This window comes from Leptospira dzoumogneensis, assembly GCF_004770895.1.
Lineage (GTDB): Bacteria > Spirochaetota > Leptospiria > Leptospirales > Leptospiraceae > Leptospira_B > Leptospira_B dzoumogneensis.
In genome coordinates this window covers 174,822-190,755 of record NZ_RQHS01000016.1, presented here as the reverse complement: position 1 = coordinate 190,755, position 15,934 = coordinate 174,822, and the positions used below count along the sequence as shown (strand labels likewise).

General features: G+C 40.6%; 7 protein-coding genes and 1 pseudogene. 7 read left to right on the top strand and 1 reads right to left on the bottom strand.

The annotated features are described in order from the left end of the window. The first annotated feature begins 182 nt into the window (after window positions 1–182). From EHR06_RS10815 to EHR06_RS10790, 7 genes and pseudogenes are all read left to right on the top strand, one after another. The gene (locus EHR06_RS10815; protein ID WP_244288571.1) at window positions 183–7,556 is read left to right on the top strand and encodes a SpvB/TcaC N-terminal domain-containing protein; all 7,374 of its coding nucleotides are present in this window, start codon (window positions 183–185) and stop codon (window positions 7,554–7,556) included. Between the two features lie 28 nt (window positions 7,557–7,584). After that, window positions 7,585–7,956 (top strand): hypothetical protein, encoded by a 372-nt coding sequence (locus EHR06_RS10810; RefSeq protein WP_135757003.1) that lies wholly within the window; start codon window positions 7,585–7,587, stop codon window positions 7,954–7,956. Between the two features lie 526 nt (window positions 7,957–8,482). Further along, complete coding sequence (locus EHR06_RS19380; protein ID WP_341867506.1) at window positions 8,483–10,210, top strand: RHS repeat-associated core domain-containing protein; 1,728 nt, start codon at window positions 8,483–8,485, stop codon at window positions 10,208–10,210. Between the two features lie 706 nt (window positions 10,211–10,916). Next, a pseudogene (locus EHR06_RS19270) lies at window positions 10,917–11,768 on the top strand (RHS repeat-associated core domain-containing protein); the annotation flags it as partial. An 18-nt stretch (window positions 11,769–11,786) separates the two neighbouring features. Continuing rightward, window positions 11,787–12,503 (top strand): polymorphic toxin type 50 domain-containing protein, encoded by a 717-nt coding sequence (locus EHR06_RS19265; RefSeq protein WP_341867507.1) that lies wholly within the window; start codon window positions 11,787–11,789, stop codon window positions 12,501–12,503. 14 nt (window positions 12,504–12,517) lie between these two features. Continuing rightward, window positions 12,518–12,820: a MafI2 family immunity protein gene (locus EHR06_RS10795; protein ID WP_135757001.1), complete on the top strand. Its 303-nt coding sequence runs from the start codon at window positions 12,518–12,520 to the stop codon at window positions 12,818–12,820. A 1,017-nt stretch (window positions 12,821–13,837) separates the two neighbouring features. After that, a complete protein-coding gene (locus tag EHR06_RS10790) occupies window positions 13,838–15,001 on the top strand; it encodes a YheT family hydrolase (protein ID WP_135757000.1) in 1,164 nt (387 codons plus the stop codon). 79 nt (window positions 15,002–15,080) lie between these two features. Here EHR06_RS10790 and EHR06_RS10785 read toward each other — a convergent pair whose 3' ends face one another. Beyond that, on the bottom strand, window positions 15,081–15,881 hold the full coding sequence (locus tag EHR06_RS10785; protein ID WP_135756999.1) for a LamG domain-containing protein: 801 nt from the start codon (window positions 15,879–15,881) through the stop codon (window positions 15,081–15,083). Between the last annotated feature and the right edge of the window lie 53 nt (window positions 15,882–15,934).

Sequence of the window (15,934 nt, the reverse complement as noted above, 5' to 3'; positions counted from 1 at the left end):
CTATTAAAAAAATAAAATATAACAGAACGGAAAAAGGTATGTTTGGAAGAAGATTCTTGATTTCTACAAAGAGTCCGAATCGAAAAATCGCTTCGCAGAAACAATTGCAAAGTTTTTTCAGACTTTCGGTCGTATCTATAACCTTTTCCTTCCTCCTTACTTCCTGCTCCGGTGGATCGAATATGATGAATCGTCTGTTCCAATTCGCTGGAGTCCTTCCTTCTGGAACTTCCTTTCTATCTCCCGGTTCCGCACCTTCACCGGAAGGAAGTGATCTATTTTCTATTTCCACAAACTACAGCGAAACAATAGACGATCCGGAAACGAAAGCGGATGCATTAGCAGGAGCTATGTTTATCTCGCCGCCTGAACCGAATAATTTTGGAGCAGTTTCTTTAAGTTATCCGATACAAGTTCCTGCGGGAAGAGCGGGAGTTCAGCCAAATCTAGCGTTATCCTATTCTTCCACTGGAGGAGATGGATGGACTGGGATCGGTTGGAGCATCGGACTTGGAGCGATTACGAGAACTCCTGAATATGGAGCTTTGTTCTACGATTCCAGAGATACATTCACTTGGAACGGGAAAAGACTGATCAAAGTTTCCGGTTCTACTTCTAATGAGAATGGTGTGTATAGACCCGAGATCACGGAAGAAGATTTTGCATTATTAAAATTAACGAATATAGAGAACGGAGGGACTTGGGAGGTTTTAGATTCCGGCGGAACTAAAACTATCTTTGGTGACTCTTCTTCCAATCGGATCTATGATCCAAACCAAATTTCCAGAACATATAGCTGGTATCTTTCTAAAACGGAGGATCGGAACGGGAACTATATGCAGGTCACTTATGATACTTCCCTGTATTCCGAAAAACGGAACTTATATGTCCAAGAGATTAAATATACCGGAAACAGCAGAAGTGGATTTCCCGCAAAACAATATGTGAAGTTTATCACAAAGCCTAGAGGAGATTCGTATGTAAGTATGGCTCCCGGTTTTACCATGACCATGGATAGGCTTTTAGATAAGATAGAAGTAGGTTGGACTGGCGGCAAACTTTGGACGTATTCTCTTATATACGATACTTCTTTCGATTCAGGAAGACCGATCCTTAAAACCGTAGATTCGGATCGGCATACAACTAAACCTGAATTCAAGTATAGTTCTTCTTCCGGAATATTAGCCTGGCAGAATATAACAAACCAAGCTTCCAGCGAACCGGAAGTTCTTCCTGATTCTACCCAATATTTTGAAGGAGATTTTAACGGGGATGCGATTTCGGATATCGTATTCTTCAATCCTCAAACCGGAAATTGGAAAGCGGCAGAAGGAAGAAGAGAAGGCGGATATAATTTTAAAACATATGGGAATCGTTATAAAAACTATGATGGTCCTTCTAAGATCCGATTTTTTAAAGGAAATGTAAGCGGTGACTTTAATGGAGACGGGAGATCCGATATTGCATTCTACCTGCCGGAAACTAAAGACTTCATAGTCGCGGAACATGACGGACAAGTATTCCAATTTCGTAATTATGGAAGATTGATGAGCGGGATCCCGGATATTTTCCGGATGGAGTGGTTTCCCGGCGATTATGACGGGAATGGTCTTTCCGATTCCCTGCTCTTCGATGAACCTACCGGCCTTTGGACTTTGATGTTGAATAAAGGTGGGAGTTTCGAGTTCTTAAAGATAGGTAAAAAATTCCAAAATGTTTTCAGAGGAGATTATTCTCCGAATGCGAATTTGGATAGTGTCAGCACAAACGACACGAGTATAGATGGAAAGGATAGAAGTAAGGTTAAGTTCCTAAGCGGAGATTATAACGCGGATGGACTTACTGATATTTCTATCTATGACCAAAGAAATGGAAAATGGTTTGTAGGAGAAAATTTTAGAAATCCTAATAAAGCGGATCCGATCTATTTTATTACCAACTGGGTGCTATACAAAGTATTCACTGCCCCCGAGCAGACTTTATTTTCTAACGATCAATTTTCGGGAGACTTTAACGGAGACGGAACTTCCGACTTTTTATTATTCGATCGTTCTTCCGGTGAATGGACCTTAGGAGAAACTTTAAATCGGACTATTAATTTTAAGATCTGGTCCAAAGCTCCTCAATTCAAAACGATCACTCGTTGGCTCCAAGGAGATTTCAATGGAGATGGTGCAACTGACGTAGGGTTTTTCTCTGAGACGGACGGAAAGTTCTGGATCGGAGAGGCAACATCTAACGGATTCAGATACAAAATTTATAGCGATATGAGCTATGGCCCGAATCAAGACAGAGTCATGAAAACTCCTCTTCCTTTGGATGAAGTGAAACCTACAAAGGGATTCGGTGTATTCTCTACTTCTTCACATACCAAAACTGTTCTTTTAGATTATCAATACGATGGGAACTCCAACCCTGGAAAAGGGGAAATTGCATATCCAGGATGTTTTACTACAAACGATTGTTCTGCTTCTTCCGAGCTGCTTCTTTTTGATAGAAAAACCGGGGTGTTTGATTTTAAGAAGGGTTCCACATTTACAGAAGCAGTTCTTACGGGTTTTAGTCCGGAGACAACTGGGATTGTAACGGTTAACAATGGTAAGGTGGATCGTTATACTGTAAACACTCGTGATGAAGTTTTGTTTTTCGGTGATTTCGGAACTACAAGCAAATTTTTTGTCGTTACCCAAGATAGTGGAAACGTTTTTAAAAGAACGGACTTTGCAAGTATCGCAGACTCTCAGGTTGTTTCTTTCGATCTCAATTCAAGTGCATATGCTATAGATAATTTCGATTCTACTAATTCCAAGTCGGCTTTGGTCTTGAATGACCAAACAAGCACAAGCGCCCAAAGATTTTTACTTACAGGCCCAAGTGGAACAAAATATCTAACAGTTACCGGAGATGTATTAGATTCGTATCTACAGAATCTTTTCCAAGTAGGAAGTGAAACCAATCGGAACAGAAGAACAAGTTTCAGTATTTTTTCCGGAGATTTTTCTGGAGTTGGAAAGGCCCAGATCTTACTCGTAGATAGAACCGGAACTACTCATAAATGGTATTTAGGAACTATCGGTTCTACTGCAATCAATTTCAAACTTCTAACCGGTTCAGTGAATATTCCTGTATCCACTACCGTTTATGATAAAACAAGTCAGGCCGGGATCCAATACGCGCTCTTTCCGGAAGTATCCGGCAATTCGATCGTTTATGAGGATCCGACAGACACTGCTTCTGTTGTATTTTCTAAAATTAGAATTACTGCAACTACTATTGCGAGAACAGTATACAACCCCGGGCTTGTGGGATTTTCGAACCAATTCGATCATAGAGGAAATCCGATCGTTGTCTCCGATGGAGAGAATAAGGTCTATGATCTTTCTCAGAGTAAGTTGGTTACTGCGGCTTCTCCCGTGTTTGCCTTATCTATGGATCGTCCGGATCTAATGAGTAAAGTGTATCCTTTTCAATGGATCCAAGGGGATTATAATGGGGATGGACTCGCAGATATTGGTATTATTCATCTCAAAGAGCCTACTTGGTATTTTGCTATGTCAACAGGCACGGTTCCGGATGTGATCGAACAGATCAAGAACGGGATCGGTGGGACTTACACTTTAGAATATGATAATTCTACTAAGTTTGATAATAATGGTGGAGATAATATCCCGGACCTTTCGATCAATTACAGAGTCTGCACAAAGATTACCTTAGATGACGGACTTGGGAACACCATCCCTAAGAATTATAGTTATAAAAACGGGGTTTCTTTCTCTGCTTTCATTAACGGCAAAAAAGAAACGGACGCATTTGGATTTACCGAATTCACAATGACGGATGCAACCGGTTCCAGAACGGTTCATTCTTATTTCAGCCAGCCTTATTCCAACTTTATGCATAACCGTGCTCTTGCTGGCGCTGAAAAAGAAATGCATATCCTTGGTTCGGACAATAAGGACTACGGATCTTCTAAAAAGACATATGAGATCCAACAGATTGAAACTGTCTCAGGAAAGATCAGTTATCTGGCTCGTTTAAGTAAAACACAGAATTTTATCAATGGAACTGCAACAACCACTTCCGAAGGTTCTGTGAATTTTAACGGATATAATCTCACTAAGAAGACGGATATAAGCACGGATCATTATGCAGATTCGGCACATTCTTCCCAAAGTTTTACCTCCGTTACGGATTTCGAAACGGATTCCACAACGAACCAGACCCGTCCTAAAAAGACTGTTTCCTTATCCGGTTCTTCTCATGAAACAACAAGTAATCTTACTTATGATTCCCAAGGAAATCTAACCCGTAATTCTGTAACGTATACGGGAAGCGGGCTCCCTTCTGTTTCTGCAAACATTACGGAATACGAATATGATACTTATGGAAATAAGATAGTAGACAAAAATGTAAGTTCAAGTCCGGCCCGTGGGACCTCTTATGTTTATGATGACCAGCTTCATCAGTTTGTAAAAGAACAAACAAGTTTTGGAGGATCTCTCCAACTTAAGACCAGCTACACTACGAACTATAGTAAAGCTTTCGGTTCTCCGGAAGATTCTACGGATCCAAACGGGAACAAAACTTATTTTGAATATGATAATTTTGGAAGACTCGTTGAGTCCAGTGCAGATACGGATTCCGGAACCAAAGTTTTAGCAGTATATGAATATGGGTCTAGTTTCCCTTATAGTGCAAAGACTAGCTTTCCTACCGGAGGAGCCGATCCGAGTTTTGCAACTCGCAGTTACAAAGACGGTATGGGCAGGATCATCCATACAGTTAAGACAGGGTCTAACGGACAATTTGTAAGATCAGGAAAAATCTCGTACAATGGAAACGGGCAAGTCATTCGTTCCGGCCAACCGGATTGGGCAGATGCAGGTGAGATAGATACTTTTGTTCTCCATACCCAAGAAAGAAATCCAAGTTATATCGATTATGATGCCATCGGAAGAGCCAAAAAAACCATCCTTCCTGTTGCAGTTGGAGAAACAGAAGCAACTACGTTAACCGTTACATATAACGATCCATTTGAGACGATTGAGACCCATAGCGGTGGAACAAGCAAGAGAACGGTAAAAGATGGAAAAGGCCAGGTTCTTTATATAGAAGACTTCGGTTCCGATGGGACCAATGCAAAGATCGGTTTCTGTTTTGATCTTGCAGGAAAGATGATCAAAAAGTCGGACCTGAATGATGGCGGAGCTTTGTCCTGTGATACAAGCGGGATCAATGTAAAAGATACTTCCGGAAAAAACCAAGCGTATTGGTTATATGATGCTTTTGGAAGGTTAAAGAAAAACAGCGATCCGGATTTTGGAGTTAGCACAAGTTCCTATAATGCATTTGGAGATACTACCCAAACTACGGATGCGCGTGGAATCACCACAAGTTTTACGTATGATCCTCTCGGCAGAATGATCACCAAAGATACACCGGAAGGAACCGTATATTTCGATTACGATAGTGGTTCCGGAGCGGAGAATGCACTCGGCAAACTCGTGCGAGTAGAAGACTCGGTCCAGATCAAAACCTTCAGCTACGACAAATTAGGCAGAGCGAAGAAAGAAACTAGAAACATCAAAAATCTGACCATAGAACTCGCAGACGGTCCCTATATTACGGAATACAAATATGATCTACTGGGACGTGTGACTTCTATCAATTATCCGGAACATCCAGTCAACCATACTCGGATGAAAGCCTGCTACACCTACGGAACCGCAGGTTATATCACAGGAATTTCAGTACAAGTAAATACAAATGGAGTGATCCCTGGCTATTGCAGCAAAACCATCGTTGAAAATATTACTTATAATGAATTTGGACAAACTTCCGGTTTTGGACTTGGCAACGGAGTCCAAACCAACTATACCTATGACGTAAAACAAAGATTAGTCCGGATCAATTCCGTTGGAGATGTGGATGGAACCACAAAAACACTCCAAGATGCAGTGTATGCTTTTAACTCCCAAAATAATATCACAGGGATCACAAATACATCCAGCGAATACACAACAGCATACAATTATAACTACGACGGATTAAACCGACTCACCGCCGCAGACGGTCAATACCAAGAATCTGCGGACAATTATACGAAAACCTTCCGCCAAAGTTTTGCTTATGCAAAGAACGGGAATCTACTCGCAAAACGAAATCATAACTTTAACGATAATACCCTCATAGACGAGTGGAATTACCAATATTCCAACCACCAAGTCACTCATATAGATTCCACCCAAAGTGGAAACAATCGTCTGGTAATGAGCTACGATTCCTCCGGGAACATGACTTACCAGCGGGACAATTTTAAAGACCTGACCAAGACGATCACAGTAGATTCTCAAAATAGAATTATCCAAGTCCAAGATGCACTCAGCACCACTATCGGTAACTATTATTATGACGAAGGTGGATTCAGAGTTCGTAAGAAAGCTCTAGTTCCAAGTGGAGCTTCTGTCAAAAACCAGGAGATCCTGTATCCAAGTAAGTTCTATGGTTTAGAATATTCTGAAGAAACCAATATCTTAAGTTCTATCAATAACGTTTATTTGAATGGGGTGCGGATCGCTGCTCTAAATGAAGATGGGGTTACTGCATATTTCTTAACGGATCAGGTAGATTCAGTTGCTCATGTTCTAGATGAAGGTGCTCATACTCTCAGCAGAATGCAGTATGAACCTTATGGGGAGACTCTTGTACAAAGAGGAACGTTAGATTTTGCTCCAAAGTATAATTCTCAAGAGCTAGATAGAGAGACGAATTTCTATTTTTATAATGCAAGATATTATGATCCGCAGATCGCGAGGTTTACAAGTGCGGATAGTGTTATTCCAGAGCGAGGTGCCGTTACTCAGAACTGGAACCGCTTTATGTATGTTGCTGGAAATCCGATTCTGTATAAGGATCCGACGGGGCATGTCCCAATGAAAGAATGTGGACCCGAAATGTGTGGAAATCCTATTTTTCCAGCAAAACTTGAAATTGTAAGTGTTTCCGCAGAAGCTACTTTAGGTGCTGGGTATTTGGCCGAATTCGGGATGTATAAAGAAGATATAGATGTGGGTGGAGATACAAAACGAGCTCGAGGATTATTTATCAACATAACTCCTACAATTGGCGTAAACGGAGGTGTTGGAGTAAATTATTATGACGTAAATGATACAAAAGAAAATTATATAGACGGTGAAAAAGAATATCATACTATAAATGGGAACTTTGGGCCAATAAGTCTTGGCACTACCATCATGGTTGATGAAAGATATAGAAATAAGTCCAAAAATAAGGATATTGTTTTAAGCACAGGCTTACCTGTGAAATTTCGCGGATTAAAGTTAGGTTTACCCTTCGGTTTCTCAGGATCGGCGAATAGGGAGGGAAGTATTAAGTCTTCGGATGGGAAAAGATCAGTAGATGGCCCTACTGCTTCTAGACGGTTTTTAAAATTTGATGATTTCTGGTTGAGCGATTTGAGAAGTAAGAAAGAAAATGATAGAATTATGAAAAATTATAATAATAAAAACAATAAGTCTTTGACTACGGGAAAATAGCTAAATTGGATTAGTGGTTTTGCGAAAAATGAAATATTTTTTAAAATCTATGCTTGTAATTTATTTATTGATTTTTTTCTATTTTGATCCTTACGAAGTAAATGGTAAAACATTAATTCCTTTTCCTGGACTGTATTGTATTTATAATCCCACCAAAAATCATCCTATGGAAAGCCCGTCTATTTGCAGTACAATTAAAAAATCTGGATTTAAAGAAAAATATGGAGTAATTAATATCAGTGCAGAGAAAACTTTTTATGTCATGTTTCCTGGTTATTTTGACTTTCAAGAAAAAGTACTTTTGAGCAACGTTTTTTTCGATTTCTTTTCTTTCTTTGCGATGGCATATTTATTATTTTCTCTCGTTTATAGGAAATCTCCTCCTCCCTCCTGTCCTTAGCCCGTTATAAAAGTTGAAGCAGGGCGATATAAAGGTGCTTTTGATAGAAAGACTTTACTTGAACCAGTCCGAAGATCGTAGGATTATAATTTCATTTGAGATACAACCATATCATAAATTTCTAATTTTCCAATCAAGCTTCCTTACACGCCTCAATATAGGAATTCCAACAAGCTGCAGTTGTTCCTTTCGGTAAGGAGGGTTTTGCGCACCTTCGCTCATGCAAGCGCGAGCCCCTGCGCCTTAGCGGCTCTGCGTGAGAATCGCAGCTTTTTAAAATTCCGAACTATAAAGGATCCGGGTCCGGGGTTCGCAGCCAGCAAGTCCCCGGAGAGGGGGTAGCGGAATCCGGCTCTTGCGTTTTAAAGGGGTTATCCTGAAATGGGATATGATTTAAGCAAGGGCTGGATGAAGCGAGGGGGAGACCTCCCCCAACATATCCATACTCAGCTTAGGCAACGGAGTCCAAACCAACTATATCTACGATGTAAAACAAAGATTAGTTTGCATCAACTCGGTTGGAGATGTGGACGGAACCACAAAAACACTCCAAGATGCAGTGTATGCTTTTAACTCCCAAAATAATATCACAGGGATCACAAACACATCCAGCGAATACACAGCAGCATACAATTATAACTACGACGGGTTAAACCGACTCACCGCCGCAGACGGCCAATACCAAGAATCTGCGGACAATTATACAAAAACCTTCCGCCAAAGTTTTGCGTATGCAAAGAACGGAAACCTACTCTCAAAACGAAATCATAACTTTAACGATAATACCCTCATAGACGAGTGGAATTATCAATATTCCAACCACCAAGTCACTCAGATAGATTCCACCCAAAGTGGAAACGATCGTCTGGTAATGAGCTACGATTCCTCCGGGAACATGACTTACCAGCGGGATAATTTCAAAGACCTGACCAAGACGATCACAGTAGATTCCCAGAACAGAATTACTCAGGTCCAAGATGCACTTAGCACAACGATTGGAAATTATTATTATGATGAAGGTGGATTTAGAGTTCGTAAGAAAGCATTAGTTCCAAGTGGAGCTTCTTTCAAAAACCAGGAGATCCTGTATCCAAGTAAATTCTACGGTTTAGAATATTCTGAAGAAACAAATATCTTAAGCTCTATTAATAACGTTTATTTGAACGGAGTGCGGATCGCTGCTCTAAATGAAGATGGGGTTACTGCTTACTTTTTAACTGACCAAGTGGACTCAGTTGCTCATGTATTGGATGAGGGTGCTCATACACTCTCCAGAATGCAATATGAGCCTTATGGAGAGACTCTTGTCCAAAGAGGAACTCTTGACTTTGCTCCTAAGTATAACTCTCAGGAGTTAGATAGAGAGACTAATTTCTATTTTTATAATGCAAGATATTACGATCCGCAGATTGCGAGGTTTACAAGTGCGGATACGATCATTGATGGGGCACGGAATACGCAGGGTTGGAATAGATTCTCTTATGTTGCGGGGAATCCGATTCGATATAAGGATCCAACTGGGCATAACGCAGTTCCTAAAAAACTTCTTCCTTCTCCTTATGAAACGGCGAACTCTGCGAGTCCAGCATTTGTCCCACGAAATTCCAATGGAGTAGGTTCTGGATTACTTCCTTCTGATCAAAAACTATTGGGTCGTCCGACCACTCCGGAAATTCGTCCTCTTAATAAAGGAATTGATCCGATTACTTTGAAACCAAAAGTTAAGAAATCACTTTGGCCAGAAATCACCAGAAAAGATGTTTGGAATATAACTAAAGGAGTTGGTAGGGAAGCTATGGAGCTTTCTATTTGTGGATTTGGCTTTGGGCAAGCTCCTTCATGTGATTCAAAACTAATAAATAACCATCGCTCTCCGGATTACATGTCAGCTCAAGGTTCAGGGCGAATATCTAAAGCTGGAGAATTTACAGCTGGCGGAGGATATATGATAGATCGTTATGGAACAGTTTATGAAAGTCAAGCTTTGTCGGGCGGTTCTCTGACAAAGGCATTTTCAGGAAACGCTTCATATGGCTGGGTGCTTTCGTGGAAACAACCAAATAAAGCGGAAATGGAGAATATAATGACTGGCGAAGGGGTAAATTTTAATGTAAATATAAAAGGTGTCGGTGCAGGATTAGGGTACTCACCGGGAACCAATAATTTTACTTTTGAAATTGGCGTTGGAAGCCCCGGAGGAGGAGGTTCTCGAACAAACAGTTCAAAAGTAACGGAGACGAAATATGGATGGTAATGATTTAGGCATCATTATAAAATGTTTATCTAAGTTCCTAATTGCATATTTTCTGCTCTTTAAAACTTCACTAATTCAAAATTCCTCAGAATCACAGTATGAAGAAGGAGATTTGAAAAGATTTTTTAGTTCTCGAAGGTTTACTATAAATATTAAAATAGCAGGCATTATGTTCTTACTTTTTGGTATTATTGATATTTACTTTTATTTTGAAAAAAAGATATAAAGATTAAACAGAAAAACTCCCCTTGCAGACCTAAGATTGTAGCGAAAGGAATTCGAGAAAAAGGAGAACCTTCAATGAGAGGCAGAAGGAAATTTCGCTACAAAGTAATTAGTTGGATGAGGCTCGGGTTAGGAAAGGACTTAAGAGAACAACTAGCATGGGGTCTGCGGATTACAGTTTTCGCTAAGATTAAATCATAGAAATATAATTTTCAATCAGAATGCTGGGTTTCTTGCTTGCTGGCGAGTCTTACGAATCTTCGCCTATGACTATCAGATCACAAAAAACTTCTCCTAAAACTTCCAAATTAATTCGAACCGCTTCACTCCACTCGCCGCGTCTTAGCGTCTCTGCATGAGTAAAAATGAGTTAAGGCGCAAATCCGGTCCGGGGTTCGGAGCTTTGGATTCCCGGAGAGGGGTAGCGTAAGACGCGTGTAACGCGGCTGAAGCGAGGGGGAGACCTCCCCCAATATATCATAAATACCAAGAATCTGCAGACAATTACACAAAAACCTTCCGCCAAAGTTTTGCATACGCAAAGAACGGGAACCTACTCGCAAAACGAAATCATAACTTTAACGATAATACCCTCATAGACGAGTGGAATTACCAATATTCCAACCACCAAGTCACACAGATCGATTCCACCCAAAGTGGAAATAATCGCTTGGTCATGAGCTACGATTCCTCCGGGAACATGACTTACCAGCGGGATAATTTCAAAGACCTGACCAAGACGATCACAGTAGATTCCCAGAATAGGATCACTCAGGTCCAAGATGCACTCAGCACCACTATCGGTAACTATTATTATGACGAAGGTGGATTCAGAGTTCGCAAGAAAGCATTAGTTCCAAGTGGTGCTTCTTTCAAAAACCAGGAGATCCTGTATCCAAGTAAATTCTACGGCTTAGAATATTCTGAAGAAACCAATATCTTAAGCTCTATTAATAACGTTTATTTAAACGGAGTGCGGATCGCTGCTCTAAATGAAGATGGAGTCACTGCGTATTTCTTAACGGATCAGGTAGACTCTGTTGCTCATGTTTTGGATGAAGGTGCTCATACCCTCTCAAGAATGCAGTATGAGCCTTATGGAGAGACTCTTGTCCAAAGAGGAACTCTGGACTTTGCTCCTAAGTATAACTCCCAAGAGTTAGATAGAGAGACTAATTTCTATTTTTATAATGCAAGATATTACGATCCGCAGATCGCGAGGTTTACAAGCGCGGATAGTGTGATTCCAGAGCGAGGTGTCGTTACTCAGAACTGGAACCGCTTTATGTATGTTGCTGGAAATCCGATTCTGTATAAGGATCCGACCGGGCATGAAGGTGATCTTGGCAAAATGTTAAACCAACGTCGGAATGTACATTATGATAAAAATGGCGACTATACAATTCATGTTACAGGCTATAGATCAACTTTGGGCCTTATTCAAGATAATAAATATGAAATGATGAGCAAGTTTTATCAAAGCGCATTTATCGGAATGGGTTATACTGCATCAACTGCTGCTTTGATTACTTCCGGCGGGACACTTGGAGTTCCACTCGGATACATGATGTTGGGAGGTGGAGTATTCTCAACAGGAGCTACAGTTGGTTATGTAGCGGGACGATATTCTAATAATGACCCGTTAACGACGAGTGAGAAAGCTGATTTAGCTGTTGATTTCACAGGTAGTGTTGTCGGTGGGGTGACTGGCGGCCCGAAAGGCACGTCAATCGGGAGAACGCTACGGATAGCGAATTTTAAAAAACGATTCGGTCACATATCTAAGACAATTCATGAAGGGAAACAAGGAAAACATATCCGTGGTCATAATAATTTTAGAAAAGGTAATAGTGTTTTAACTGAGAATGCCCAGCAATTGCTTGATGATTTCCATGCAGGAAGGGTAAAATCGGCTGAAACGGTAAATGACGTTAAGACAAGAGTCGATTTTGGTAAAACAATAGGTGAAACTGTTGATCCTAAAACTGGTAAAGGTACTGTTACTAAAAAAGGCATGATTCATAATAGTGGTACTGGTGCGCACATTATTCCTTCTAATCCTAATTGATGGTAAAAGAATAAATGCATGATTCCGATTTAAGAATTAATTTGCTCTTATCACTTCAGAGAGCACTTCTTGGAATGGTTTATCATTCTATACGGGCTATTATTGTAGAATATGAAGGATTACAATTCTTACGTGTTACAGCCTATTTAGATCGAGAGCCGGAGGATTCCGATTATGAAAATTTAAGTGAAGTTACATCGAATGTTCTTGCAGATCTGAATTTTCAGAAGGTTGAGGAAGTATGCTTGTATTTTGCAGATTCTTTATCAAATATTAAGAATAAGGGAATTTGGATATACGAAAGAAAGGAGGATTAAAAGAGTGGTTTGCCGCCGATTCTTTTATCTTAATACCTTCGACGAAGACTTGAAATGGAGTCCTTCGTTCATGTTTCATGGCTGTCCAACAAACCACCCCTGTTCAATTTTTCCTTCAACGCGTAAAATATTCAAATGGGAAAGACAGGAATCGACTGGTCGTTTGAATTTGAAGAATTCTTGCGAACTGAGTTATCACAACCTGCATACAGTAAGAAGTGTGAATAACGTCTTAAATGTTTCGCACATTTAAGTAATCTATAAAAGGCTCTCCTCGCCAACCTAAGGTTGTAGCCAAACAATTTCTACAAAGCCTCCATAAGGGTAGAAGAAGGAAAACCACACCCGAAAGGTTTCCAAGTGAATGACGCTTAAGTTTGAGGAGGGTCTCGAGTAGGAGTTCCTAAGGTAATTTGTCGAACGGAAATTCGATTCCGCTTAAAGCTGGCGGGTAAAATCCCGCCCTTTTGGGTGGGGGATGGTGGCGGTTCTATGAATTACTCAAAAAAATCCTCTATCACAGATTTCTAATTATACAATCAATTTTCTCACCCTCCTCACGTGTAGGAATTCCTACAAATGAAGATGATTGTTATTCGAGGGCGGCTTTGCGTATGTTCGCCAATGCAGCCCGCGTAACCATATTCTTTCTACCCTCTCAGTGAACTCCGTGGTCTCTGTGCGAACCCTGGAATATAATCGCACGGAGTTCACAAAGGACACAGGGAAAAACAAAGTCATAATCTCCGCGTCTCAGTGCCTCTGCGTGAGAACGCAGCTTTTTTAAATTTGGAAAGAAAAGCAATGTTTCGGATTGAAAAAAATCCGGTCCGGGGGGTTCGAAGCGGTAGATTCCCGGAGAGGGGGTAGCGTAAGACGCGTGTAACGCGGCTGAAGCGAGGGGGATACTTCCCCCTACATGACCTCCCCCTGCCTAGATACTAAAAATCATAAAGTAATAGACCATAGCCTTTCTCTGCCTATTCTTTCCTAAAGTATTTTCATTTGGATTCTTGAATGCTCTCGTTCTTCTCTATTGTTTATCTTATTTTATTTCTCATTCTAGCATTTACATTTTACTATTTTCTTGAGGTGATAGAAAAACCTGTTCTTCAGTTCAGCGAAGGCGAGTTTGTGAGGAGAGTAATTGCAAATTGTCCTCGTTTAACTAGAAAATATTTTCCTACGTTCTGGTGTTTTAATAATCATCTAATGCTGGCTCTCTTACTTTTTAGAGAATATCGTTCCGAATTTTTTCATTACGATAAGTTGGAACATCTTAGAATGAAAGATAGAGGCGTCACTGGACTTGCCTGGTCCAATATTGATGGAAAGAAAAAAACGGATTCCGATCCGATCGTGATTGTCTTTCATACAATCAGTGGGGACGAGCAAGACGTTAAGTCTATTGTGAAAGCAATTCGGACCCAGTTGAAATGGGCTTCTGTGGTTTGTATTAGGAGGGGACATGGGAATCTTCCTCTCCCTAAGCCGCAAATAAACACAATGGGGTCTAGTTCGGATTTAAAAGAGCAACTTTTATATATTAAAAAACGATTTCCCAATAGTCCTCTGTTTGGAGTAGGAATTTCTGCGGGTTCCGGGTTGCTTGCTCGATACCTGGGAGAATCCGGAACGAAAAGTTTATTGGATGCCGCAGTAGCAATTTCTCCGGCATACGATATTGAAAGGGCATTTCATAGGGTCCATCCGGTTTACAGTAAGATCATGGGCCAAAGGCTGATTCATTATTTTTTGAAACGTCATTATGAAACCTTATCTGCAGTGGGAGGATTTCAGGAAGTGATGGAATCCAGAACCTTAGGCGAATTCCAGGATCGTTTGCACAGGCTCTCCGGTTTTGAAGATAAGGAAGAATATTACCGGTATTCGAACCCCGCACTGGTAATGAAAAATATCCGAACTCCGATTATGATTTTGAATGCAAAGGATGATCCCATCTGCATAAATCAGAATGTTTTAGAAAATTTACATTGGCTGGAAAACCTTCCGAATTCGATCCATGTTTATACGAAAAGGGGAAGCCATATCGCATATTTTGAAGGATGGAAAGCGATCTCTTGGTCGGATCATCTTGTCTGCGAATATTTTAAAGCCGTTCAGGACCAATTGCCTAAAATTAAAAAAAAGCCAAAACCTAAGACTGCAAAAAAGCGTTAGTTGTTTTTACGGACCTTCGCCCATGCAAGCGCTCTATCCTCTGCGTGGGAATCGCAGCTTGTTAAGATTTCGAATCCGGCTAGGGCATCCAATATCGATTCGGCGACAAGGCCATATTATAAATTTTAAATTCGTCTATCGTTACTTCTACGTAATTGCTGCCTAAGGGGGAATATGCGAAAGATAACTTTGCGTTCACATTCCAAGGTCTCTGACTGCCTGTATTTGTTTGTTGAGCGATCAAGATATTATCCACATATAAACTTGCGGTCGATTGTTCCAAATCCCAGACAAAGATAATCTGGTGCCAAATTTCCGGGACAAAATTGCATGGGCCGATTAGATCCACATCTCCCACACTTCCATTATTAGTGAAAGCCCTAAGTGATCCGCAAGAAGACGGATAATTTTTATAATATTGGATCCCGAAGCCGTTTCCCTGTGCTATAAAAATCCCCATACTTCCTCCGCCGGGGGAAGCAGGATAAGTTCCCTTTGCCCAAAAGCTGATCGTATAAGAAGAAGTACTTCCGTCCAAGACCTGGTTTCCGTTAGCTGCGCTTTGGGTGGTTGCTCCTGTTCCGGCCGCTCCGTTGTAATAGAGTGCGTGATTTGGGACGCCGAAACGATCGGAAACTAATACCGGCATATCGACTCCGTATGAGTTCATGTCTAAACCGTTTTGTGTTACATCGTTGGGGAATATAGTATCATCCATTGGAAAGTAATGGATCAATGATCCTGCAGGAACTATTGCGAGTACTAGTCTTGCTAAAGTTGAAAAATTATCTTTTTCAGGATTTAAGTCCTGAGTAAGAAGTACAATTCCGCAGTTTTGGATAAAAATAGAGCATATAAAAATTAGTATAAAATTTCGCATAAACAACTTTCTTTCAGATAACCTAACAGAAATTTGATTTTTTCACATAGACC